Origin of the sequence: Pseudomonas soli, assembly GCF_021283165.2 — a bacterium.
GTDB lineage: Bacteria > Pseudomonadota > Gammaproteobacteria > Pseudomonadales > Pseudomonadaceae > Aquipseudomonas > Aquipseudomonas soli.
The window spans coordinates 1,930,217-1,955,059 of record NZ_CP128543.1 but is presented as its reverse complement, the minus strand read 5'-3'; the positions used below and the strand labels follow the sequence as shown (position 1 = coordinate 1,955,059).

Genomic DNA, 24,843 nt, shown 5'->3' with positions numbered 1-24,843 from the left:
TCGAACCCACCGACGAAAATGGATTGACCTTTTGCGCCGACCATGAATACACTCTGCCGCAACGCAAGTTGTATACAATTACAAAATCGATGAGGCACAAACCATGAGCAAAATGAGAGCAATCGATGCAGCCGTTCTGGTCATGCGCCGTGAAGGTGTAGATACCGCGTTCGGCATCCCCGGCGCCGCGATCAACCCGCTGTACTCGGCCCTGAAAAAAGTCGGTGGCATCGATCACGTCCTCGCTCGCCACGTCGAAGGCGCCTCGCACATGGCCGAGGGCTACACCCGCGCCAACCCAGGCAACATCGGCGTGTGCATCGGCACCTCCGGCCCTGCCGGCACCGACATGGTCACCGGCCTGTACAGCGCCTCGGCCGACTCCATCCCGATCCTGTGCATCACCGGCCAGGCCCCGCGTGCCCGCCTGCACAAGGAAGACTTCCAGGCCGTCGACATCACCAGCATCGTCAAGCCGGTGACCAAGTGGGCGACCACCGTGCTGGAGCCGGGCCAAGTGCCCTACGCGTTCCAGAAGGCCTTCTTTGAGATGCGTACTGGCCGCCCAGGCCCGGTGCTGATCGACCTGCCGTTCGACGTGCAGATGGCCGAGATCGAGTTCGACATCGATGCCTACGAGCCACTGGCGATCAACAAGCCAGCCGCCACTCGCGTACAGGCCGAGAAAGCCCTGGCCTTGCTCAATGACGCCGAGCGCCCGCTGCTGGTAGCCGGCGGCGGCATCATCAACGCCGACGCCAGCGACAAGCTGGTCGAGTTCGCCGAACTGACCGGCGTACCGGTAGTGCCAACCCTGATGGGCTGGGGCACCATCCCGGACGATCACGAATTGATGGTCGGCATGGTCGGCCTGCAGACCTCGCACCGCTACGGCAACGCGACCATGCTCAAGTCCGACCTGGTGTTCGGTATCGGCAACCGCTGGGCAAACCGCCACACCGGCTCCGTCGACGTCTACACCGAAGGCCGCAAGTTCGTGCACGTGGACATCGAACCGACCCAGATCGGCCGTGTGTTCACCCCTGACCTGGGTATCGTTTCCGACGCCGGCAAGGCCCTGGACGTGTTCCTCGAAGTGGCCCGCGAGTGGAAAGCCGCAGGCCTGCTCAAGTGCCGCAAGGCCTGGCTGGAAGACTGCCAGGAACGCAAGGCTACCCTGCAGCGCAAGACCAACTTCGACAACGTCCCGGTCAAGCCACAGCGCGTGTACCAGGAAATGAACGAAGTGTTCGGCAAGGACACTACCTACGTCAGCACCATCGGCCTGTCGCAGATCGCCGGCGCGCAGTTCCTGCACGTGTACAAGCCACGCCACTGGATCAACTGCGGCCAGGCCGGCCCGCTGGGCTGGACCATCCCTGCCGCCCTCGGTGTGGTCAAGGCCGACCCGAAACGCAAGGTGGTCGCGCTGTCCGGTGACTACGACTTCCAGTTCATGATCGAAGAGCTCGCGGTGGGCGCGCAGTTCAACCTGCCCTACGTCCACGTGCTGGTGAACAACGCCTACCTCGGCCTGATCCGCCAGGCGCAGCGTGGTTTCGACATGGATTACTGTGTACAACTGGCGTTCGAGAACATCAATTCCACCGACGCCGCCACCTACGGTGTCGACCACGTCGCCGTGGTCGAGGGCCTGGGCTGCAAGGCCATCCGCGTGTTCCAACCGGCCGAGATCGCACCTGCCCTGCTCAAGGCGCAGAAGATGGCCGAAGAGTTCCGCGTGCCGGTGGTGGTCGAAGTGATTCTCGAGCGTGTGACCAACATTTCCATGGGCACCGAGATCAACGCGGTCAACGAGTTCGAAGACCTCGCCCTGGTCGGCAACGACGCGCCGACCGCCATCTCGCTGCTGGACTGATCGCCTGACGCCCCCGCGCCGCGCGCGGGGGCAATCAACGCAAGGAGACGACTTATGCCTCGCTTCGCCGCCAACCTGTCCATGCTGTTCACCGAACAGGACTTCCTGGCTCGCTTCAAGGCCGCCGCCGACGCTGGTTTCAGCGGCGTCGAATACCTCTTCCCGTACGATTTCAGCGCCGCCGAGATCAAGCAGCAGCTCGACGCCCATGGCCTGACCCAGGTGCTGTTCAACCTGCCGGCCGGCGACTGGTCGAAAGGTGAGCGCGGCATCACCTGCCACCCCGACCGCGTCGAAGAGTTCCGCGTCGGTGTCGACAAGGCCATCGAGTACGCCAAGGTGCTGGGCAACACCCAGGTCAACGCCCTGGCCGGCATCCGCCCGCAAGGCCCGGACTGCGCCACCGTGCGCAAGACCTTCGTGGAAAACCTGCGCTACGCCGCCGACAAGCTCAAGGCCGCCGGCATCCGCCTGGTCATGGAAATGATCAACACCCGCGACATCCCGGGCTTCTACCTGAACACCACGAAACAGGCCCTGGAAATCCAGGCCGAGGTGGGCAGCGACAACCTGTTCCTGCAGTACGACATCTACCACATGCAGATCATGGAAGGTGACCTGGCGCGCACCCTGGAAACCAACCTCAAGCTGATCAACCACGTGCAGCTGGCCGACAACCCGGGCCGCCACGAGCCGGGTACCGGCGAGATCAACTACCGCTTCCTGTTCGAGCACCTGGACCGCATCGGCTACCAGGGCTGGGTGGGCGCGGAGTACAAGCCCAAGACCACCACCGAGGCGGGTTTGGGCTGGCTGAAGACGCACAACGCAATCTGAAGGCCGAGCGCAGGCCCGCTCCTGAAAGGCCTGCACCGCCTGCTCCATCGAGATTCAACAATTACAACGAGGTAATCTCTCATGGCTAAAATCGGTTTCATCGGCACCGGCATCATGGGCAACCCCATGGCCCAGAACCTGCAAAAAGCAGGTCACAGTATCTTCGTCTCGACCCACCACGACGCAGCTCCGGCCAACCTGATCGCCGCTGGCGGCGTGGCCCTGGCCAACCCGAAGGAAGTGGCCCAGGAAGCTGAGTTCATCATCGTCATGGTGCCCGACACCCCACAGGTCGAAAGCGTGCTGTTCGGTGAAAACGGCGTCGCCGAAGGCGTGGGCCCGAACAAGGTGGTGATCGACATGAGCTCGATCTCGCCTACCGCCACCAAAGCCTTCGCCGAGAAGATCAAGGCCACCGGCGCCGCCTACCTGGACGCCCCGGTGTCCGGCGGCGAAGTCGGTGCCAAGGCCGCGACCCTGAGCATCATGGTCGGCGGTTGCCCGAAAGCTTTCGAGCGCGCCCTGCCGCTGTTCGAAGCCATGGGCAAGAACATCACCCGCGTCGGTGGTAACGGCGACGGCCAGACCGCCAAGGTGGCCAACCAGATCATCGTCGCCCTGAACATCCAGGCCGTTGCCGAAGCCCTGCTGTTCGCCGCCAAGAACGGCGCCGACCCGGCCAAGGTGCGTGAAGCCCTGATGGGCGGCTTCGCCTCCTCGAAGATCCTCGAAGTGCATGCCGAGCGCATGATCAAGGGCACCTTCGACCCTGGCTTCCGCATCAACCTGCACCAGAAGGACCTGAACCTGGCCCTGCAAGGCGCCAAGGAGCTGGGCATCAACCTGCCCAACACCTCCAATGCCCAGCAAGTGTTCAACACCTGCCAGGCCCTGGGCGGCGGCAACTGGGACCACTCGGCGCTGATCAAGGGCCTGGAGCACATGGCCAACTTCTCGATCCGCGACGACAAGTAAGGCGCTATCCCACACCATCTGCATGCCAGATGGTGACCCCGAGCAACACCCGCCCCTGGTTCGGCCTGCACGGAGGCAGTTCCAGGGGCGTTTTCGATTTTGCAGAACAACAAGAATCTGGGAGCCTGCCATGTCGGTCGATCCACAAAAATTCCTGCGCGAGCTGTTCGACACAGCCATCGCTGCCGCCCACCCCCGTCAGGTCCTCGAACCCCACCTGCCCGCCGACCGTAGCGGCCGGGTCATCGTCATCGGCGCCGGCAAGGCCGCCGCCGCCATGGCCGAAGTGGTCGAAAAGAGCTGGCAGGGCGAGGTCTCGGGCCTGGTCGTGACCCGCTACGGCCACGGCGCCAACTGCCAGAAGATCGAGGTGGTCGAAGCCGCCCACCCGGTCCCCGATGCCGCCGGCCTGGCCGTGGCCAAGCGCGTGCTCGCGCTGGTCAGCAACCTCAGCGAAGACGACCGCGTCATCTTCCTGCTCTCCGGCGGCGGTTCCGCCCTGCTGGCCCTGCCCGCCGAAGGTCTGACCCTGGCCGACAAGCAGCAGATCAACAAGGCACTGCTGAAGTCCGGCGCCACCATCGGCGAGATGAACTGCGTGCGCAAGCACCTCTCGGCGATCAAGGGCGGGCGCCTGGCCAAGGCCTGCTGGCCGGCCACCGTCTATACCTACGCGATTTCCGATGTACCCGGCGACCTGGCCACGGTCATCGCCTCCGGCCCCACCGTGGCCGACCCCAGCACCTCGGCCGACGCCCTGGCGATCCTCAAGCGCTACAACATCGAAGCGCCCAAGGCCGTCATCGACTGGCTCAATAATCCGGCATCGGAAACCGTCAAAGCGGACGACCCCGCCCTTTCGCGCAGCCACTTCCAGCTGATCGCCCGGCCCCAGCAGTCGCTCGAAGCCGCCGCGGTGAAAGCCCGCCAGGCCGGGTTCAGCCCGCTGATCCTCGGTGACTTGGAAGGCGAGTCGCGCGAGGTGGCCAAGGTGCATGCCGGCATCGCCCGCCAGGTCGTCCTGCACGGCCAGCCGCTGAAGGCGCCCTGCGTGATCCTGTCCGGCGGCGAGACCACCGTCACCGTGCGCGGCAATGGCCGTGGCGGGCGCAACGCCGAGTTCCTGCTCAGCCTTACCGAAAGCCTCAAGGGCCTGCCGGGGGTGTACGCATTGGCCGGTGATACCGACGGCATCGACGGCTCCGAGGACAACGCCGGCGCCTTCATGACCCCGGATAGCCACGCCCGCGCCGAGGCCCTGGGCCTGTCGGCCAGCGATGAGCTGGACAACAACAACGGCTATGGCTACTTCGCCGCGCTCGACGCGCTGATCGTCACCGAGCCGACCCGCACCAACGTCAACGACTTCCGCGCCATCCTGATCCTCGAGACCGACCCTCATGACGCCTGATAAAAAAGTAAAAATCCTCGCCACCCTCGGGCCTGCGATCAAGGGCATCGATGACATCCGCCAGCTGGTCGAGGCCGGGGTGAACATCTTCCGCCTCAACTTCAGCCACGGCGAACACGCCGACCACGCCCTGCGCTACCAGTGGATCCGCGAAGTCGAGCAGCAGCTCAACTACCCGCTGGGCATCCTCATGGACCTGCAGGGGCCGAAGCTGCGCGTCGGTCGCTTCGCCGACGGCAAGGTGCAACTGCAACGCGGCCAGGCCCTGCGCCTGGACCTGGACAAGACCCCGGGCGACAGCCGCCGCGTGAACCTGCCACACCCGGAGATCATCGCCGCGCTGGAGCCCGGCATGGACCTGCTGCTCGATGACGGCAAGCTGCGCCTGCGGGTGACCGCCAAGCACAGCGATGCCATCGACACCGAAGTGCTGGCCGGCGGCGAGCTGTCCGACCGCAAGGGCGTCAACGTGCCGCAAGCCGTGCTTGACCTCTCCCCGCTCACCGAAAAGGACCGCCGTGACCTCACCTTCGGCCTCGAGCTGGGCGTGGACTGGGTGGCCCTGTCGTTCGTGCAGCGCCCGCAGGACATCCTCGAAGCACGCGAGCTGATCGGCGACCGCGCCTACCTGATGGCCAAGATCGAGAAGCCCTCGGCGGTCGAGCAACTGCAGGCCATCGCCGAGCTGTCCGACGCGATCATGGTCGCCCGTGGCGACCTGGGCGTGGAAGTGCCGGCCGAGAGCGTGCCGCAGATCCAGAAGGGCATCATCAATACCTGCCGCCAGCTGGGTAAACCTGTGGTGGTGGCCACGCAGATGCTCGAATCCATGCGTTTCTCCCCGGCACCGACCCGCGCCGAGGTCACTGATGTGGCCAACGCCGTGGCCGAAGGCGCCGACGCGGTGATGCTGTCGGCCGAGACCGCCTCGGGCGACTACCCGCTGGAGGCCGTGCAGATGATGAGCAAGATCATCCGCCAGGTGGAGAACGGCCCGGACTACCAGGCCCAGCTCGACGTGGGCCGGCCCAAGGCCGAAGCCACCGTGTCGGATGCCATCAGCTGCGCGATCCGCCGTATCAGCGGCATCCTGCCGGTGGCGGTGCTGGTCAACTACAGCGAGTCGGGGAACTCCACCCTGCGCGCCGCTCGCGAGCGACCACGGGCGCCGATCCTCAACCTGACGCCGAACCTGAACACCGCCCGCCGCCTGAGCGTGGCCTGGGGCGTGCACTCGGTGGTCAACGACCGCCTGCGCCAGGTCGACGAGGTTGTCTCGACGGCGCTGGAAATCGCCCAGGCCCAAGGCATGGCCAGTCGTGGCGACACGCTGCTGATCACTGCCGGTGTGCCTTTCGGCAAGCCGGGTTCGACTAATACGCTGCGGATCGAGACCCTAGTCTGAGATCGCCGGGGGCGCTGTGCGCCCCTTTTCGCCGGCAAGCCGGCTCCCACAGGAATCATGCATGCCTTTGTGGGAGCCGGCTTGTCGTGGCGACGAACCGCGGCGAAAGGAGGGCAAAGCCCTCCCGACACACCGAACCTGCGGAAAACCGAGGCCCGAAGAGGCCCACCGCTCCCCCACTCACCTTACCGACTGCCCATGTACACCAAGAATTTCGTCAACCCGTGCCCCGACTGGGCCACGGCCTTGCTCAACGGCTTCAGCCAGGTGCTGCTGCTGCGCAACCCCCTGTGCGGCCTGTGCTGCCTGCTGGCCATCCTGCTGACCGCGCCGAACCTGGTCGGCGGCGCCCTGCTCGGCGCCCTGGCCGGCCTGCTCACCGCCCAACGCCGCGGCTACGACCGCGCCGACCGCCAGGCCGGGCTGTACTGCTACAACGGCGTGCTGATCGGCATCCTGATCAGCGCCGTATTGCCCTGGTCGGCGATCCTGCCACCGCTGATCATCGCCGCCGGCGGCCTTTCGAGCATGCTCACCCACCAATGGCGCAAGCGCGGCGGCAAGCTGCTGATCGCCTACACCGCGCCATTCGTGCTGCTGGGCTGGGCCGCGTTGCTGCTGACCGAGCCGTCGGCCAACGGCTATGTCGAAGCGGATCCGGTGTATGCCCTGCTGCGCGGCGTGGGGCAGATCTTTTTGCTCGACAAGCCCATGGCCGGCCTGCTGATCGTCATCGGCATGTACTTCGCCAACCCCTATGCCGCCACCTGGGCGCTGATCGGCTCGGCCATCGGCGGTGGTGTCGCGCTGCTGGCTGGAGAAACGCAGGCCGCGTGGCTGGGGTTGCATGGCTTCAACGCAGCCCTCGCGGCCCTGGCCTTCAGTCGCCAGGGCGAGAAACCCTGGGTGACCTTGCTCGCCATCGCCTGCGCCCTGCTGCTGCAACCGCTGTTCAACCTGCTGCCGATCGCCGGGTTGACCGCGCCGTTCGTGACCGCGTGCTGGCTGATGCACCTGGGCAACCACCTGGTGCAGCTCAACCAGCGCCGCAACGCGCCTCGCTTGCACAGCTGATACCCAACCCCTAGGCTCTGCCCATCCACACAATGGAACGAGCCCATGGACAACCCTTCGAGCCTGCGCGAGCGGCTCTACGTCATCGTCTTCCAGACCGACACCACGGCTGGCAGACGCTTCGACAAGATCCTCCTGCTGATCATCCTCGCCAGCCTGGTCACGGTGATCCTCGACAGCATCGACGACGTTCACCAGAACTACGCCGGGTTGCTGGCCGGCATCGAGTGGGGTTTCACGGCGATCTTCCTCGCCGAGTACATCACCCGCCTGTACTGCTCGCCCAAGCCACTGCGCTATGCATTCAGCTTCTACGGGCTGGTCGACCTGCTGGCGATCGTGCCGGGGATCATCGCCCTGTACTACAGCGACGCCCAGTACCTACTGATCATCCGCGTGGTGCGCATGCTGCGGATCTTCCGCGTGCTCAAGCTCAGCCCGTACTTGAAGCAGGCCCATTACCTGTTGGCGGCGCTGCAGGGCAGCAAGCAGAAGATCATCGTGTTCCTGGTCAGCGTGTCGACCCTGGTGACCGTGTTCGGCACGTTGATGTACGTGATCGAAGGGCCGGAGCATGGCTTCACCAGCATCCCCAAGGGCATCTACTGGGCCATCGTCACCCTCACCACCGTGGGCTTCGGAGATATCGTGCCGACCACGCCGCTGGGGCAGGTGCTGTCGTCGCTGGTGATGATCACCGGTTACTCGATCATCGCCGTGCCCACCGGCATCTTCACCACCGAACTGGCCAATGCCCTGCGCGGCGAACAGTTGCAGCATGACTGCCCGACCTGCGCCAAGCACCACCACGAGCATGGCGCGGCGTTCTGTTCGCGCTGTGGCAATGCGTTGTTTCCCAAGCAATAGGCAGCGTCCCCAATGCAGGGCAAGCATAAGCAAAGAGCCATTTGGTCTTTAGCCACCCTAGCGCCAAACGCTATAGTCGCTGGCATATCGCCAACCCTTTGAATCAGAACAAGGAATGCCCCCAGTGAAAAAACTCTTCAGCGCCTCGCTGCTCGCCGCGGGCCTGGCCCTGGGCAACCTCGCCCAGGCCGCCCCTACCCTGCTCAACGTGTCCTACGACGTGATGCGCGACTTCTACAAGGACTACAACCCGGCGTTCCAGAAGCACTGGGAGAAGGAACACAACGAGAAGGTCAACCTGCAGATGTCCTTCGGCGGCTCGAGCAAGCAGGCGCGCGCAGTGATCGATGGCCTGCCGGCCGACGTGATCACCATGAACATGGCCACCGACATCAATGCCCTGGTCGACAACGGCAAGCTGGTGCCGGACAACTGGGTAACGCGCCTGCCGAACAACAGCGCGCCGTTCACCTCGGCCACCGTGTTCATCGTGCGCAAGGGCAACCCCAAGGCGCTGAAGGACTGGCCCGACCTGCTCAAGGACGGCGTGCAGGTGATCGTGCCCAACCCGAAAACCTCGGGTAACGGCCGCTACACCTACCTCTCGGCCTGGGGCTACGTGCTCAAGCAGGGCGGTGACGAAAGCAAGGCTCGCGACTTCGTCGGCAAGCTGTTCAAGCAGGCGCCGGTGCTCGATACCGGTGGCCGCGCCGCCACCACCACCTTCATGACCAACCAGATCGGCGACGTGCTGGTGACCTTCGAGAACGAGGCCGAGATGATTGCCCGCGAGTTCGGCCGCGACCAGTTCGAAGTGGTCTACCCGAGCGTGTCGGCCGAGGCCGAGCCGCCAGTGAGCGTGGTCGACAAGGTGGTGGCCAAGAAAGGTACCCAGGCCGTGGCCGAGGAATACCTGAAGTACCTGTGGTCGCCGGAGGCCCAGGAGATCGCCGCGAACAACTACCTGCGTCCGCGTGACGCCACCGTGCTGGCCAAGTACACCGACCGTTTCCCGAAAGTCGACTTCCTGTCGGTGGAGAAGACCTTCGGCGACTGGCGCACTGTGCAAAAGACCCACTTCAATGACGGTGGCGTGTTCGACCAGATCTATACCAACAAGTAACTACACCCCCTGTAGGAGCGGGCTTGTCCCCTCCTACAGGAGCCCTGCTTTCAGGCCTGCTGACGAAACACCAGCGCCTTCAGCCCCCCCTCCGGATCCGCATCCGGAAACTCCGGCGGATTCTCCAGCCGCTCGACAAACACCAGCCCCGGCGCCTGCTCGGCCATCCCCTCGATGAGAAACTGCGGCCCGATCCCCGGATCGTTGACGCAGGCCAGTACCGTGCCGCCTTCAGTCAACAACTCCGGCAAACGCCGAAGGATCTTGGCGTAGTCCTGGGTCAGCACGAAGCTACCGCGCTGGAAGGTTGGCGGATCGATGATGATCAGGTCGTACGGCCCGTACTTGCGCACCTTGCCCCACGACTTGAACAGCTCATGCCCCAGGTACGCCACCCGCGAGGCGTCATGGCCATTGAGCCGGTGGTTGTCGCGGCCCCGGGACAGCGCCGACTTGGCCATGTCCAGGTTGACCACCTGCTCGGCGCCGCCGGCAATCGCCGCCACCGAGAAGCCGCAGGTGTAGGCGAACAGGTTGAGCACGCGCTTACCGCCCGCCTGCTCGCGCACCCAGCGCCGGCCGTAGCGCATGTCGAGGAACAGGCCGTTGTTCTGTCGCACGCCCAGGTCGAGCAGGTATTTCAGGCCAGCCTCGACCACCTCGCGCTGCTGGCACGGTGCGCCCCACAGCCACTGGCCGGGGCTGTCAGGCAGGTAGCGGTGCTGCAGCAGGATGGCCTGGCCGCTCCACTGCGGGCGCTCGGCCAGTGCCATCAGCATCGCTTCAAGCTCGGCCAGCTGGCCCTCGGGCGGTTCGCGGAACAGCGCCACCAGCAACACGCCGTCGAGCCAGTCGACGGTGATCTGTTCAAGCCCCAGCCAGCAGCGGCCACGGCCATGGAACAGGCGGCGAGTCTCCTGGGGGGCGGGGTCGAGGGCGGCGAGCAGGTGCTGCTCGAGGGTGGCGATGGCTGGGCTCATGTCGGCTACGGTCAGGCAAAAGCGCCATTCTACCCGCTCGCGGCTGGGCTGGGCGGCCATCAATGAAGGGGATGAGAGGGTTTGCGGCACTTTTGTCGCTTTTTTCTTGCCGGGGCGCTGTGGATAGTGCGGCCATCCCTCCCTGAAACCGGATCACTGCCATGTCACCCCTGAAAGTCGAATTCTTCCACGATGTCGTCTGCGGCTGGTGCTTCGTCCTCGCCCCGCGCCTAAAGCAGCTGCAGGACGAACTGAACCTGGACGTGCAGCACCGCAGCTTCATCCTGCAGACCAGCCGCGAAGCTATGGTCGAGCGCTTCGGCTCGATGCCCAAGGCCAAGGAGACCATCCTCAGCCACTGGCTGTCGTGCTCGCGCGCCGAGGACGTCAAGCGCATCAACATCGAAGCCATGCGCCAGCAGGATTTCGAGTACCCCACCGGCCTGCTCGCAGGCCTCGCCTGCCAGACCGCCAAGGCACTGGGTGGCAACGAAGGCCACGAGCGCATGTTCGACCGCCTGCAGGAAGCCCACCTGGTGCAGGCCCGCAACATCGGTGACCGCGCCACCGTGCTGGCGGTGGCCGCCGAAGCCGATTTCGACCCGCTGGCCTTCGCCACGGCATTCGACCAGCAGGCCCCGCAGATGCTCGAGGAAGAGCTGGCCCAGGGCCGGCGACTGGGCATCAGTTCGGTGCCCAGCCTGGTGATCGACGGTCGCTACCTGGTCCCCGGCGCGCTGAGCCTTGAGCAACTGCGCCAGACCTTCATCCAGGTCCGTGCCAACCAGAAGCAGGCACAAGGAGCCACCCAATGAAAAGCCGTTACTGGATCGCCGCCGGCACTTCCCTGTCGCTGCTGGCCATGGCCCTGCTGCCCGCTCCGGCGGTAGTGGCCAACGACGCCCCCGCCGCCCAGGCCAACGCCACCCCGGTGGCAATCGCCCGCGTGCAGTCGGGCCCGATGCCGCAGGTGCTCAGCGCCGTCGGCACCCTGGAGGCGGTACACCAGGTCAATGTCTCGCCCGAGGTCGGCGGGCGCATCACCGCGCTGGAGTTCACCGCCGGCAAGGCCGTGGCCGCAGGCCAGGTGCTGGTCAAGCTCAACGACGCGCCCGAACGCGGCGAGCTGGCCAAGCTGCAGGCCCAGGCCAAGAACGCCAAGCTGGCCCTGGAGCGCACGCGCAAGGTGCTGCCGCTGGCCTCCACCCAGGCCCAGCTGGACCAGGCCCAGGCCAACTACGACCAACTGCTCGGCGAGATCGCCCAGGTCCAGGCGCAGATCGCGCAGAAGACCATCCGCGCCCCGTTCGCCGGTGTGCTGGGCATCCGCAAGGTCAACCTCGGCCAGTACGTCAGCCCCGGCGACAGCCTGGTGACCCTCACCGAGCTGTCGCGCCTGCACGTCAACTTCCCACTGCCCGAGCAGTCCGCCGCCGCCCTGCAGGCCGGCCAGGCCATCACCCTCAAGGTCGACGCCTGGCCGCAGCAGCGCTTTGTCGCCGCGGTCACCACCCTGGAGCCGCAGATCGACCCGGGCGCCCGCTCGATGCTGGTGCAGGCAACCCTCGACAACCCCGACCAGCAACTCAAGCCGGGCATGTTCGCCAACGTCAGCATCGAGCTGCCGAGCCACGCCGATGTGCTCAGCGTGCCAGAGACGGCGATCAGCTACAGCGCCTACGGCAACTCGCTGTACGTGCTGCGTGAGAAGGACGGCGCCCTGCGCGTGGAGCAGGTATTCGTCAAGCTCGGCGCGCGCCGCGACGACCGCGTGGTGGTGCTCGATGCGCTGACCCCGGGCGACCGCGTGGTGGTGTCCGGGCAGATCCGCCTGAGCAACGGCATGCCGGTGCGGGTCACCGACGACACCCTGGCCGCCAGCACCACGCGCAAGCCGGACCTGGCCCAGCAGTAATGGGTTTGCGTGCCACTGAAAAGGACCTGTAGCACCATGAAATTCACCGACCTGTTCATCCGCCGCCCGGTACTGACCCTGGTGGTCTGCGCGATGATCGTCATGCTTGGCCTGTTGGCGCTGCTGAACCTGCCGATCCGCCAGTACCCGCAGCTGGAAAGCGCGACCATCACCATCACCACCGAGTACCCCGGCGCCCGCTCGCAGCTGATGCAGGGCTTCGTCACCCAGCCCATTTCGCAGGCCGTGGCCTCGGTCGACGGCGTCGACTACCTGAGCTCGACCTCGACCCAGGGCAAGAGCGTCATCACCGTGCGCCTGAAGCTCAACGCCGACTCCAACAAGGCCCTCACCGAAATCATGGCCGCCGTCAACCAGGTCAAGTACCGCCTGCCCGAAGGCGCCTACGACTCGGTGGTGGCCAAGTCTTCCGGCGAAGGCACGGCGGTGATCTACGTCGGCTTCTCGAGCAAGGACATCGGCCTGCCGGCGATCACCGACTATATCTCCCGCGTGGTTCAGCCGCGCCTGGCGGCCATCGACGGCGTGGCCGAGGCGCAGATCCTCGGCGGCCAGAAACTGGCCATGCGCCTGTGGCTGGACCCGGCGCGCATGGCCGCGCGCAACCTGTCGGCCAGCGACGTGGCCGAGGCCATCCGCCAGAACAACTTCCAGGCCGCCCCCGGGCAGACCAAGGGCCAGTACGTCTCGGCCAACATCAACATCAACACCGACCTGACCAGCGTCGACCAGTTCCGCCAGATGGTGGTGCGTCGCGACGGCGACACGCTGATCCGCCTGAGCGACATCGGCACCGCCGAGCTCGGCGCCACCTCCTATGACACCAGCGGCATCATGGACGGCGAGCCGGCGGTGTTCATCGGCCTGCACGCCACCCCCGCCGGCAACCCGCTGACCATCGTCGGTTCAGTGCAGGAAATGATGCCGCAGATCCGCGAGACCATGCCGCCGGGCATGACCGCCAATATCGTGTTCGAAGTGGCGCGCTTCATCCAGGCGTCCATCGATGAAGTGGTCAAGACCCTGGTCGAGGCGGTGGTGATCGTCGCCGTGGTGATCTTCCTGTTCCTCGGCTCGCTGCGCAGCGTGCTGATCCCGCTGGTGACCATCCCGCTGTCGCTGATCGGCGCGGCGGCGATCATGAGCCTGTTCGGGTTCAGCATCAACCTGCTGACCCTGCTGTCGATGGTCCTGGCCATCGGCCTGGTGGTGGACGACGCCATCGTCGTGGTGGAGAACGTCCACCGGCATATCGAGGAAGGCAAGTCGCCTTTGCAGGCGGCCTTGGTCGGCGCCCGCGAGATCGCCGGCCCCGTGATCGCCATGACCCTGACCCTGGCCGCGGTGTACGCCCCCATCGGCCTGATGGGCGGGCTGACCGGCGCGCTGTTCAAGGAGTTCGCCTTCACCCTCGCCGGTGCCGTGGTGGTGTCCGGCGTGGTGGCGCTCACCCTGTCGCCGGTGATGAGCGCCTTCCTGCTCAACCGCCAGGCCAGCGAAGGCCCGATGGCGCGTGGCGCCGAGCGTTTCTTCCACTGGCTGGGCAACGGCTATGGCCGTTTGCTTGACGTGTCCCTGCACCACCGCTGGGTCACCCTGGCCATCGCCGTGGCGGTGTTCGTCAGCCTGCCGATCCTCTACCTCGGCGCCCAGCGCGAACTGGCGCCGGTCGAGGACCAGGCCCAGGTGCTGGCGGTGGCCAAGGCCCCGCAGTACGCCAACATCGATTACACCCAGATGTACGCGCACCGCATGGACCGCCTGTTCGCCACCTTCCCGGAAACCGACATCACCTGGGTGGTCAACGGCAACGACGGCCCGCGCACCGCGTTCGGCGGCGCCAACCTGAGCACCTGGGAAAAGCGCCAGCGCAGCGCCGACCAGCTGCAAGCCGAGATCCAGAAAGCCGTGGGCGAGATCGAGGGCGTGGCCATCTTCGCCTTCCAGCTGCCGCCGCTGCCCGGCTCCACCGGCGGCCTGCCGGTGCAGATGGTGATCCAGAGCTCCCAGGATCACCGCGTGGTGTTCGACGCCATGGACAAGATCAAGCAGGCGGCCATGGCCAGCGGCCTGTTCGCCGTGGTCGACTCCGACCTGGACTTCAACAGCCCGCTGGTCAACATCAACATCGACCGTAGCAAGGCCAACGACCTGGGCATCAGCATGCAGGCCATCGGCGACGCCCTGGCGGTGCTGGTGGGCGAGAACTACGTCAACCGCTTCGCCCTCGACGGCCGCTCCTACGACGTGATCCCGCAGGTGGCACGGGCCCAGCGCCTGTCGGCGGAAATGCTGGTCGGCCAGTACGTCAAGGCCGCCAACGGCGCCCAGGTGCCGCTGTCGACCCTGGTCAGCTTCGACATGTCGATCGAGCCCAACAAGCTGACCCAGTTCAACCAGCTCAACTCGGCCACCCTGCAGGCGGTGCCGGCGCCGGGCGTGAGCATTGGCGACGCGGTGCAGTTCCTTGCCGCCCAGGCCAATGCCCTGCCCACCGGCTTCAGCCATGACTGGCTGTCCGATGCCCGCCAGTTCGTCCAGGAAGGAAGTGCCCTGGTCGTGACGTTCATCTTCGCCATCCTGGTCATCTACCTGGTGCTGGCCGCGCAGTTCGAAAGCCTGCGCGACCCGCTGGTGATCCTGGTCAGCGTGCCGATGTCGGTGTGCGGCGCGCTGATCCCGCTGTACCTGGGCTACGCCACGGTGAACATCTACACGCAGATCGGCCTGGTGACCCTGGTCGGCCTGATCAGCAAGCACGGCATCCTCATGGTCGAGTTCGCCAACGAGCTGCAGCAGGCCGACCAGCTCGACCGCCGCACGGCCATCGAGCGCGCCGCGCAGATCCGCCTGCGGCCGATCCTGATGACCACCGCGGCCATGGTGGTGGGCCTGGTGCCATTGCTGCTGGCCAGCGGCGCCGGCGCCCACAGCCGCTTCAGCCTGGGCCTGGTGATCGTCATCGGCATGCTGGTCGGCACCCTGTTCACCCTGTTCATCCTGCCCACCGTGTACTCGCTGCTGGCCAAGGACCACCGAGCCAGTGAGGACCAACGCCTGCAGGAACTGGCCGCCTACACCCAGCCAGCCTGACCCCTTAGCCCGCCCTCCCCTGTGGCAGCCATGACCGGCTGCCCCTGGGAGCGGCCGGCCCGAATAAAGAGAAACGACATGCTACGTAAGACCCTTCTGCCCCTGCTGCTGCTGGCGCCCCTGGCCCAGGCCGTTGCCGCCGAGCGTGCGACGCTGATGTCGGTGTACGCCCAGGTGGTCGAGCACAACAGCGACATGGCCGCCGCCCGCGAGAACTACCTGGCCCGCCGCGAGGCCGTGCCCCTGGCCCGCGCCCGCCTGCTGCCGCAGGTGGCCCTGGATGCCGAGGCCGGCGACGTGCGCAGCGACCGCCGCCAGGTCGAGCAGCGCAGCGGCAGCCTGTACCGCCTGAGCCTCGACCAGCCGTTGTTCGACCTCAGCCGCTGGTTCGACTACAAGGCCGCGCAGTCCGAGAACGAACAGGCCGAACTGGACTTCTCGGCATTCCAGCAGCAGTTGATCCTCGACACCGCCAGCAGCTACTTCGACACCCTGCTGGCCGAGGACAACCTGGCCACCGCCAAGGCCGAGCTGCGCGCCTTCGACCGCCAGTTGCAGCAGACCCGGCTGAGCTACGACGCCGGCCTGTCCGACCAGAACGACATGCTCTCGGCCCAGGCCAGCTTCGACCGCGCCAGCGCCAACCTGATCGACAGCCAGCGCCGCAGCGAAGACGCCTACCAGGCGCTGATGCGCCTGACCGGGCAGGCGCAACCGGCATTGGCCGGGATCCGCCACAGCCTGCCGGTGCAAGCGCCGGTGCCCGCGCGCGCCGAGGCCTGGGTCGAACAGGCCATGGCGCAGAACCTGCGCCTGCGCGCCAGTCAGGCCGCCGTCAGCCAGGCCGGCCAGACCCTGCGCAGCAGCAAGGCCGATCACCTGCCGACGTTCAACCTGGCCGTGGGCTACGCCGAGGGCGACAGCGACCTGATGGATTCCAGCGCGCACTTCGGCCAGCGCTCCGGCAACCAGCGCGACAGCTCGGTGATGGTGCAGATGAAGCTGCCGCTGTTCAGCGGCGGCGGCACCAGCGCGCGGGTGCGCCAGGCCACCCATGAGCTGGCGCGCACCGAGCACGGCCGCACCAGCCTCGAACGCGAGGTGCTGGAAGGGTCGCGCAACGCCTTCCGCGCGGTGGTCAGCGATGTCGAGCAGGTGCGCGCGCGGCGCCAGAGCATCATCTCCAGCCAGGGCTCGTTGCGGGCCACCGAGGCGGGGTATGAGGTGGGCAGCCGCAACATCGTCGATATCCTCGATGCCCAGCGCGACCTGTACAACGCGGTGCGCGACTACAACGTCTCGCGCTATGCGTACATCGTCGACAGCCTGCGGCTCAAGCAGCAGGCTGGCAGCCTGAGCCCGGAGGACCTGCGCGAATTGGCGGGGTATCTGAAGCTGGATTACGAGCCGGAGCGGGATTTCCTGCCGAGTGATTTGCGCGGGTGAGTTTTTGAGTATGACGGGAGTGTTGTTGCGCCCTTGAGATCGAGCGCCGCGCAGGCGGCGCTCGGTCTCAAGGGCGCTGCACCACTACCGGCGAACACCTCGAATAGCGTGCGCGCAAGCCATCACCCCGGCCGATACTCCCGGCACCGCTCCCGCAGTATCTGCGCCAGCAAGCGCACCTCGGGACTGTGCCGGTACTCCTCGGGATACCCCATGTACATCGGCACCTCCCGCTCCCGCTGATGCTGCAGGTTGACCCGCACCAACCGCCCTTGCGCCAACCCCTGCTGCACCCGGTGCTCCGGCAGCCAGGCAAAGCCCATCCCCCGCTCGACGAAGCTCTCGGCCGCCGCCAGGCTGCTCACCGTCCAGCGCTGCGAGGTCCCCAGCCAGCCGCTGTTCTGCGAATTGCGCGTGCCGGAATCGCGGATCACCACCTGCCGGTGGTTCTTCATGTCGTCCAGGCTCAACTCCCCCTGCGCCGCGCTCAGCGGGTGGCTGGCTCCCACCACGCAGATCAACGAGACATTCAGCAAGAACTCCTGCAGATACCCCGAGGGCAGGCTGCTGGCGATGCCCAGCTCGACCTTGCCGTCTTCGAGCAGCTCGCGGGCCCCGGACAACGCCGTCTCGTACAGGCGGATACGGTGATCCTTGTACTCCAGGGCAAACTCCTGCAATGCCTGCTGCAGCAATTCGATGGGGAACAGCACATCCACCGCCAGCGCCTGTTCGGTGAACAACCCCGGCTGGTACTGGTTGGCCAGGTGCTCGAGCTTCTGCGCCGCGCCCAGCAGGTGCTTGGCCTGGGGCAGCAGCGCCTTGCCCAGCGAGGTGAGCACGGCCTTGCGCCCTTCGATGATGAACAGCTCCTGGCCCAGGAGCATTTCCATGCGGTTGACCGAATGGCTGATCGCCGACTGAGACTTGTACATGTGCTCGCCGGCCTGCTGGAAACCGCCGCACTCGACCGTGCAGACGAACGCGCGCCACTGATCGAGACTGATCTTGGAAAACACCATCACCTCCTTGTGTGCCCGAAAACCGGGCGACGAATCCGTTGTCCTGCGGCGTTGTACCACAGCTGCCGCCAACACATGAAGACCGTGCCGTGATGCACGCACTTTTTGTCACTATTCGCCCAGGCCGCTTCGTGCGACAACAACGTCCCGCACAGTGCCTGGCACTAATGGATGAATAATGGACAAGGAGCGTCCCCCATGCAGATATGCACAAGCGATACGGCATAAAACAATAGCCGGAACAACACGGCAAAATAAAAGGCCATAACGCCATAAAATTTTCATATTAAGATAATTGAAAATTTTAATTGCCATATTGTTCGACAATCCCTTCCCAAGCCTTTTATGAAAGCCGCGTGACAGCACGGGGCCTGCGCCTGCGCGCGCTAAAAAAATGCATAACTTAATAGCCAAGAAAACCATGAACAGGCGTCATCAATCCCATCGGAATTATTCGCTTTTTTTGGCAAAAGCTTCAGCCGCAATAATTAAATGGCCAGCAGGGACTGGCACCGGAACAACAAGACCGGTTGTGTATTTTGGGATTTTTTCAACAGTGAAAAATAATTGGGCATACACATGAAAATCGGCATTGATGATATTGGGCTGTCTGTACCGCAACACTTTTTCGCACTGGAAGAACTTGCCGAACGGCACGGTATCGACCCGCAGAAATACCTGGTCGGCATCGGCCAGGAGTTCATGGCCGTACCGGCCCCGGACGAAGACATCGTGACCCTGGCGGCCAACGCCGCCCTGCCGCTGCTCGATGACGCCAGCCGCGCCTCGATCGCCACGGTGATCCTCGCCACCGAGAGCGGCATCGACCAGTCCAAGGCCGCCGGCCTGTTCGTCCACAGCCTGCTCGGCCTGCGCGCCGACTGCCGCGTGGTGGAGTTCAAACAGGCCTGCTACGGCGCCACCGCCGGCTTGCAGATGGCCCGTGCGCTGGTCGCCCAGCGTCCGCACGAAAAGGTGCTGGTGATCGCCACCGACATCGCCCGCTACGAGCAGAACTCCGAGGGCGAATGCACCCAGGGCGCCGGCGCCGTGGCCATGATCGTGGCCGAGAACCCGCGCCTGCTGGAGCTGCACCCGCACCAGGGCCGCTACAGCCTGGACGTCTCGGACTTCTGGCGGCCGAACCTGCGCAGCACCGCGCTGGTCGACGGCAAGCTGTCGATCGAGGTCTACCTGGAGTCGCTGCGCAACGCCTGGCAGAGCTACCGCGCCGACGGCGGCCTGGGCCTGGAAGACATGAGCTTCCTGTGCTTCCACCAGCCGTTCACCAAGATGGCGAAGAAAGCCTTCTCGGTGTTCGAGGCTATCGAACCCGAAGCAGCCAAGGCCCTGGGCGAGAAGGCCTACTCCACCAGCCAGCTGTACGGCAAGGCCATCGGCAACTGCTACACCGCCTCGCTGTACATCGCCCTGCTGTCGCTGCTGGACAACAGCGACGAGGACCTGACCGGGCGCAACATCGGCCTGTTCAGCTACGGTTCGGGCAGCGTCGGCGAGTTCTTCAGCGCCACCGTGGTGCCGGGCTACCAGGCCCATTCGCGGCGCAAGGCGCATGCGCGCATGCTGGCCAGCCGCACCCGCCTGGGCCATGAGCAGTACAGCACCTGGTTCTACGGCGACAACCACCCGGCCGTGGCCGACTACAGCACGCCGTACGTCACCGGCGGCGCCTTCCGCTACGGCGGTTGCGAGGGCTATCGCCGTCAGTACGAGAGCACCGCCCTGTCCCTGAAGATGGCGAGCTGACGACCATGAGCGACGTGCTGCTGAGCTGGCCGCAACCTGCGGTCGCCTGCCTGACCCTGAACCGTCCGCATGCCGGCAACGCCCTCGACGAGGCCCTGCTCGGGGCCTTGCACGAGCAGTTGCAGGCCCTCGCCGAGCACCCCGGGCTGCGCGCCCTGGTGCTCGACGGTGCCGGCGAGCACCTGTGCACCGGGGCGGACCTGGAGTGGATGCGCCGCAGCCGCGAGTTCGACCATGCGCGCAACCTGGAGGACGCCAGCCTGCTGGCCAACGTCCTGCAGCGCCTGGACGACTTCCCGGTGCCGGTGCTGATGCTGGCCCGCGGCGCGGTGTTCGGCGGGGCCTTGGGCCTCTTGTGCTGCGCCGACCACGTGCTGGCCGCCGAGGATGCGCGCTTCTGCTTCAGCGAGGCGCGCCTGGGCCTGGCCCCGGCCTTGATCAGCCCCTACGTGGTGCGCGCCATGGGCGTGCGCCAGGCACGGCGCTACATGCTCTCGGCCGAGGTGTTCGGCGCCGAGGACGCGCTGCGCCTGCAGCTGGTCCACCGCCTGGTGCCCGCCGCCGAGCTGGAGCAGGCCCGCGACCGCTGGCTGGCCACCCTGCTGCAGACCGGCCCCCAGGCCAGTCGCGAGATCAAGCAGATGCTGGCGCGCCTGGCAGGCCGCGACCACCTGCTCGACGAGCAGGGTTGCAACCTGCAGCTGATCGCCCGCCTGCGCACCTCCAGCGAGGGCCAGCACGGTCTTGCCGCCTTTTTCGAACGCAGCCGCCCCGACTGGGCGCAATGAACCCTGGGTGCGCGGACCACGAAGCCCGCGCCGTTCCGGCGTCGCCGACGACGCCCGACCTATGAGAAAAGGATTTTGCCATGTGTGGTTTCATCGGTGTCTACCAGTCCAAACGCAACAGCATCAGCGACCAGTCGATCCTCGACGCCCTGGCCGCCATCAACCACCGCGGCCCGGACGAGCACAGCCTGTGGCGTGACCCGGGCGAGCGCGCCGTGCTCGGCCATACCCGCCTGAGCATCATCGGCCTGGACAACGGCATGCAGCCGATCGTCGCCGACGAAGGCGACCTGGCGGTGATCGTCAACGGCGAGTTCTACGACCACGAGCGCATCCGCGCCGAGCTGCAGGCCGAAGGCGCGATCTTCAAGACCGCCTCGGACAGCGAGATCGCCCTGCACCTGTACCGCCGCTCCGGCATGGCCGGGCTCAAGGAGCTGCGCGGCGAGTTCGCCATGGTCCTGTTCGACCGTCGTCGCCGCCTGATGCTGGCGGTGCGCGACCGCCTGGGCATCAAGCCGCTGTTCTACACCCAGCACGAAGGCAACTGGTACTTCGCCTCCGAGATCAAGGCCCTGCTGGCCGCCGGCGTCAACCCGACCTGGGACGAGAACGCCTATGCCAGCCGCGCCTTCTACCTGCGCGACCACACCTTGTTCGAAGGCGTGCGCAGCGTGCAGCCGGGCTGCTGGGTGATGGTCGACCACGGCGGCCTGCACAGCGGCCGCTACTGGGACATGGAATTCGCCCGCCGCGACACCCCGGCGCCGAGCGACGAGGCCGGCATGATCGAATCCGTGCGCGCCGCCATCGAAGAAGCCGTGCGCCTGCGCCTGCGCGCCGACGTGCCGATGGGCGTGTACCTGAGCGGCGGCATCGACTCCTCGGCGATGCTGGGCATGGCTACCGCCCTCAAGGGCGAGCCGCTGGATGCCTTCAACCTGTCGTTCACCGATATGGACGACTACGACGAGAACCGTTTCGCGCGCATGGCCGCCGAGCACAACGGCGCGCGCTTCCACACCATCGAGATCACCCAGGACGACCTGGCCGACAACTTCGAGCAGGCGGTGTGGCACAACGAGACGCCGTTCTTCAACGCCCACGGCGTGGCCAAGTACATCCTCAGCAAGGAAGTGCGCAAGGCCGGTCTGAAGGTGGTGCTGACCGGCGAAGGCGCCGACGAAGTGTTCGCCGGCTACCCGCACTTCCGCCGCGACATGCTGCTGTACAACAACGAACAACAAGACCCGAAAGTCATCGACCTGCTGCGCCAGCGCATCCAGGCCAACGAGCAGGGCTACACCAACGCGCACATGCCCCATGACATCCACTGGATGGTCGACCAGCTCAAGCACGGCGTGTCGTGGCTGGACAACCAGGCCGGCTGGTTCAAGGCCCTGGAGAGCCTGTACCGCGGCGACTTCCGCGACCACTTCACCGGCGTCGACCCGTACCGCCAGTTCTTCGACCGCCTCGACCACGGCAAGCTCGCCGACCGCGACCCGGTGCACAACTCCATGTACCTGTGGGCCAAGTCGTACCTGCCGAACTTCGTCCTCACCACCCTGGGCGACCGCATGGAGATGGCCAACAGCATCGAAGGCCGCGTGCCGCTGCTCGACCACCACGTGGTCGAACTGGCCTGCCAACTGCCGGTGTGGATGAAGGTGCGCGGCGCCACCGAGAAGTACGTGTTCCGCGAAGCCATGCGCCCTTACCTGCCCAAGGCCCTGTACGAGCGCAAGAAGCACTACTTCCGCGCGCCGCCGGCCACCCTGCAGCAGCAAGGCCGACTGTGGCAACTGGTGCAGGACACCCTGCACAGCCGTGACCTGGACGCGCTGCCGTTCTTCGATGCGGCCAAGGTACGCAGCCTGCTCAAGCAACTGCCGACCCTCAGCGCCCAGGAACAAGGCCTGCTCGACCCGATGCTGATGGAGCTGACCAGCCTGTGCCTGCTGCAGCGCCGCTACCGCATGAGCGGCCAGAGCTGGAACACCTTGAGCGAGGTGGCCGCATGAAGATCGCGATCATCGGCGCCGGCCTCAATGGCTTGGCCTGCGCCCTGATTCTCAAGCGCTTCGGCCTCGAGGCCACGGTGTACGAGCGGGCCCATGGCCCGCGCGACTCGGGCACCGGCATCTACGTCTGGCCCCAGGGCGTGCAGGTGCTGCGCTTCCTGTTCAACGACACCGGTTTCATCGGCCGCGGCAAGGCCATCGAGTTCCTCGACACCCATGGCCGCGACGGTCGCCTGATCCACAGCCAGCCGGTACGCCCGGACGGCCTGGGGATCCCGGCGCCGGCGGTGATGTTCCCGCGCCCCGAGCTGTTCGGCCTGCTGCGCGAACGCCTGGCGCCGGGGCAGATCCGCTACCAGATGGGTTGCGAGAAGGTGGAGAAGGTCGGCGAACAGGCGCGGGTCACCTTCAGCAACGGCGAGCAGGAAGACTTCGACCTGGTGATCGGCAGCGACGGCGTCGGCTCCACCGTGCGCCAGTGCCTGGAGCCAGGGCTGACGCCCTATGACACGGGCCTGGTGGCCAGCCGCGGCATGGTCGAGTTCGACTCGCCGCTGCTGCTGCCCGACCGTTGCCAGATCTTCGCCTCGGAGTTCTCGCGGGTGGTCACCTACCCGCTGGCGGCCGACCGTCCGTACCGCTACTGGTTTGCCGCCTACCAGCACCGCAACCAGCCGCTGCTCGACCGCGACGGCCTGGTGCGGCTGTTCGCCGACCTGCCGCCGGATGTGGTGCGGATGATGGAAGCCACCGAGCACGAGCAGATCCTCACCCACAAGATGATGGCGCTGACCGGCGCCGGCTGCTGGCAGAACGGCCGCGTGGTGATGCTCGGCGACAGCATCCACGCCATGCTGCCGACCCTCGGCTACGGCCTGACCCTGGGCCTGGAGAACGCCTTCATGCTCGCCCAGGCCCTGGTCGGCTGCTGCGACGAGCGCCTCGACAGCGCCCTGCAGCGCTACGAGATCCGCGCCGCCGAGCGTTCGCGGGTGATGCTGGAAGTGATGCGCGACATGACCGACCTGTACTACTTCGAGGAAGACAGCGCCATGACCTCGTCGCGGATCCGGCCAATCGTCGAACGCTTCCACGACCTGGCCCTGACCACGGTGTTCTGAGGAGGCCGCCATGACCGACGCATACCGCCAGCGCTTGCAGGCCTTCGTCAGCGAGCGCATCACGCCGAACGTGGCGGCCTGGGAGCAGCTCGGCGCCTACCCCGCCACGCTCAACCGCGAGGCCGGCGCCGCCGGCCTGCTCGGCCTGGGCCATGACCACCGCCAGTTGCCGGACGACCCGCGGGCCGTGGCGGTGCTGATCGAGGAGCTGACCCGCAGCGGCGCCCAGGGCATCACCATGGGCCTGGGCTCGCACTTCGTCAGCCTCAAGGCAGTGCAGGCCACCGGCCACCCGATCGTCCACGACCTGGTGCCGGCGGTGCTCGACGGCCGCCAGAGCATCGCCCTGGCGATCACCGAGCGCCAGGCCGGCTCCGACCTGCGCGCCCTGGAGTGCCGGGCCACGCGCCAGGCCGATGGCTACCGGCTGAACGGGCACAAGGCGTTCATCTGCAACGCCACCCGTGCCGACTGGCTGCTGATGGTCGGCCACTGCGAGGACGGCCTGGCGCTGTTCCTGGTCGAAGGCTCCGCCGCCGGCATCCGCCACACCCCGCGCCAGGCCTTGGGCTGGCGCTGCCTGCCGCTGGCCGACCTGGAGCTTGTCGACGTGCCAGCGCTGCGCCTGACCGGCAAGGGCGGCGTCGGCCGCCTGCTGCAGGCCAGCCTGCAGCAGGAGCGGCTGAACCTGGCGGTGATGGCCATCACCAGCGCCGACATGGCCCTGCAGGCCGCCATCGACTGGTGCAAGAGCCGCAAGGTCGGCGGCAAGGCACTGTTCGGCAAGTCGGTGATCCGCCAGCGCCTGGCCGAGCACTACGCACAGCTGACGGTCAGCCGCCAGTTCGTCGACACCTGCGTGGCCCGCCAGGCCGAAGGCACCCTGGACGCGCACCAGGTCGCCATCGCCAAGAACAGCGCCGTGCAGACCCTGGAAACCCTGGCCCGCGACGCCGTGCAACTGCATGGCGCCCACGGCTGCGTCGAGCCCTCGCTGGTCGAACGCATCCACCGCGACGCCCGCCTGCTGGCCATCGGCGGCGGCACCCACGAAATCATGCTGGAAATCATTGCCCGGCACCTGTGAAGGATCAC

Annotated in this window: 19 protein-coding genes; 17 read left to right on the top strand and 2 right to left on the bottom strand. The window is 66.2% G+C overall.

Going from position 1 to position 24,843, the window contains the following annotated elements; translation table 11 throughout:
* Positions 1 to 103: 103 nt before the first annotated feature.
* From gcl to LU688_RS09140, 8 genes are all read left to right on the top strand, one after another.
* Positions 104 to 1,879 carry a glyoxylate carboligase gene (gene gcl, locus LU688_RS09175; protein ID WP_046856494.1) on the top strand — a complete coding sequence of 592 codons (1,776 nt, stop codon included), beginning with the start codon at positions 104 to 106 and terminating at the stop codon, positions 1,877 to 1,879.
* A 54-nt stretch (positions 1,880 to 1,933) separates the two neighbouring features.
* Positions 1,934 to 2,716 carry a hydroxypyruvate isomerase gene (gene hyi / locus LU688_RS09170; protein WP_110604202.1) on the top strand — a complete coding sequence of 261 codons (783 nt, stop codon included), beginning with the start codon at positions 1,934 to 1,936 and terminating at the stop codon, positions 2,714 to 2,716.
* Between the two features lie 81 nt (positions 2,717 to 2,797).
* Positions 2,798 to 3,691 carry a 2-hydroxy-3-oxopropionate reductase gene (locus LU688_RS09165; RefSeq protein ID WP_023631172.1) on the top strand — a complete coding sequence of 298 codons (894 nt, stop codon included), beginning with the start codon at positions 2,798 to 2,800 and terminating at the stop codon, positions 3,689 to 3,691.
* Positions 3,692 to 3,821: 130 nt separating this feature from the next.
* On the top strand, positions 3,822 to 5,102 hold the full coding sequence (locus tag LU688_RS09160) for a glycerate kinase type-2 family protein (protein ID WP_160291075.1): 1,281 nt from the start codon (positions 3,822 to 3,824) through the stop codon (positions 5,100 to 5,102).
* Positions 5,092 to 6,507: a pyruvate kinase gene (pyk, locus tag LU688_RS09155; protein WP_110605504.1), complete on the top strand. Its 1,416-nt coding sequence runs from the start codon at positions 5,092 to 5,094 to the stop codon at positions 6,505 to 6,507. Before LU688_RS09160 ends, pyk begins: the two co-directional genes overlap by 11 nt.
* Positions 6,508 to 6,705: 198 nt before the next feature.
* Entirely contained in the window at positions 6,706 to 7,581 is an 876-nt protein-coding gene (locus LU688_RS09150) for an urea transporter (protein WP_038705695.1), read from the top strand.
* A gap of 45 nt (positions 7,582 to 7,626) precedes the next feature.
* On the top strand, positions 7,627 to 8,448 hold the full coding sequence (locus tag LU688_RS09145) for an ion transporter (protein WP_232887984.1): 822 nt from the start codon (positions 7,627 to 7,629) through the stop codon (positions 8,446 to 8,448).
* Between the two features lie 124 nt (positions 8,449 to 8,572).
* Positions 8,573 to 9,571 (top strand): sulfate ABC transporter substrate-binding protein, encoded by a 999-nt coding sequence (locus LU688_RS09140; RefSeq protein ID WP_023629078.1) that lies wholly within the window; start codon positions 8,573 to 8,575, stop codon positions 9,569 to 9,571.
* A 50-nt stretch (positions 9,572 to 9,621) separates the two neighbouring features.
* Here the strand turns inward: LU688_RS09140 and LU688_RS09135 are convergent, their stop codons facing one another.
* Positions 9,622 to 10,551 carry a class I SAM-dependent methyltransferase gene (locus LU688_RS09135; protein WP_232887985.1) on the bottom strand — a complete coding sequence of 310 codons (930 nt, stop codon included), beginning with the start codon at positions 10,549 to 10,551 and terminating at the stop codon, positions 9,622 to 9,624.
* A 161-nt stretch (positions 10,552 to 10,712) separates the two neighbouring features.
* On the opposite strand from LU688_RS09135, the gene LU688_RS09130 reads away from it, so the two are divergent.
* The 4 genes from LU688_RS09130 to LU688_RS09115 all read left to right on the top strand — a co-directional run bounded on the left by LU688_RS09130 (position 10,713) and on the right by LU688_RS09115 (position 17,026).
* Positions 10,713 to 11,366 (top strand): DsbA family oxidoreductase, encoded by a 654-nt coding sequence (locus LU688_RS09130; protein ID WP_052062185.1) that lies wholly within the window; start codon positions 10,713 to 10,715, stop codon positions 11,364 to 11,366.
* A complete protein-coding gene (locus LU688_RS09125) occupies positions 11,363 to 12,466 on the top strand; it encodes an efflux RND transporter periplasmic adaptor subunit (RefSeq protein ID WP_052062184.1) in 1,104 nt (367 codons plus the stop codon). Before LU688_RS09130 ends, LU688_RS09125 begins: the two co-directional genes overlap by 4 nt.
* 36 nt (positions 12,467 to 12,502) lie before the next feature.
* Positions 12,503 to 15,580 carry a MexW/MexI family multidrug efflux RND transporter permease subunit gene (locus tag LU688_RS09120; RefSeq protein ID WP_160291074.1) on the top strand — a complete coding sequence of 1,026 codons (3,078 nt, stop codon included), beginning with the start codon at positions 12,503 to 12,505 and terminating at the stop codon, positions 15,578 to 15,580.
* A gap of 78 nt (positions 15,581 to 15,658) precedes the next feature.
* Positions 15,659 to 17,026, top strand: a complete 1,368-nt coding sequence (locus tag LU688_RS09115; RefSeq protein WP_160291073.1) for a TolC family outer membrane protein — start codon at positions 15,659 to 15,661, stop codon at positions 17,024 to 17,026.
* A gap of 122 nt (positions 17,027 to 17,148) precedes the next feature.
* On the opposite strand, the gene LU688_RS09110 is transcribed toward LU688_RS09115, so the two are convergent.
* A complete protein-coding gene (locus LU688_RS09110) occupies positions 17,149 to 18,045 on the bottom strand; it encodes a LysR family transcriptional regulator (protein ID WP_158659540.1) in 897 nt (298 codons plus the stop codon).
* Between the two features lie 582 nt (positions 18,046 to 18,627).
* Between LU688_RS09110 and LU688_RS09105 the strand changes: the two genes are divergently transcribed.
* From LU688_RS09105 to LU688_RS09085, 5 genes are all read left to right on the top strand, one after another.
* Positions 18,628 to 19,815: a hydroxymethylglutaryl-CoA synthase gene (locus tag LU688_RS09105; RefSeq protein WP_038705691.1), complete on the top strand. Its 1,188-nt coding sequence runs from the start codon at positions 18,628 to 18,630 to the stop codon at positions 19,813 to 19,815.
* Positions 19,816 to 19,820: 5 nt separating this feature from the next.
* Positions 19,821 to 20,603, top strand: a complete 783-nt coding sequence (locus tag LU688_RS09100) for an enoyl-CoA hydratase-related protein (RefSeq protein ID WP_081941215.1) — start codon at positions 19,821 to 19,823, stop codon at positions 20,601 to 20,603.
* Positions 20,604 to 20,683: 80 nt separating this feature from the next.
* Positions 20,684 to 22,627 (top strand): asparagine synthase (glutamine-hydrolyzing), encoded by a 1,944-nt coding sequence (asnB, locus tag LU688_RS09095; RefSeq protein ID WP_094010623.1) that lies wholly within the window; start codon positions 20,684 to 20,686, stop codon positions 22,625 to 22,627.
* Positions 22,624 to 23,748, top strand: coding sequence for an FAD-dependent oxidoreductase (locus tag LU688_RS09090; RefSeq protein WP_038705689.1), 1,125 nt, complete (start codon positions 22,624 to 22,626; stop codon positions 23,746 to 23,748). Before asnB ends, LU688_RS09090 begins: the two co-directional genes overlap by 4 nt.
* A gap of 10 nt (positions 23,749 to 23,758) precedes the next feature.
* Entirely contained in the window at positions 23,759 to 24,835 is a 1,077-nt protein-coding gene (locus LU688_RS09085; RefSeq protein ID WP_232887986.1) for an acyl-CoA dehydrogenase family protein, read from the top strand.
* Positions 24,836 to 24,843: the final 8 nt, after the last annotated feature.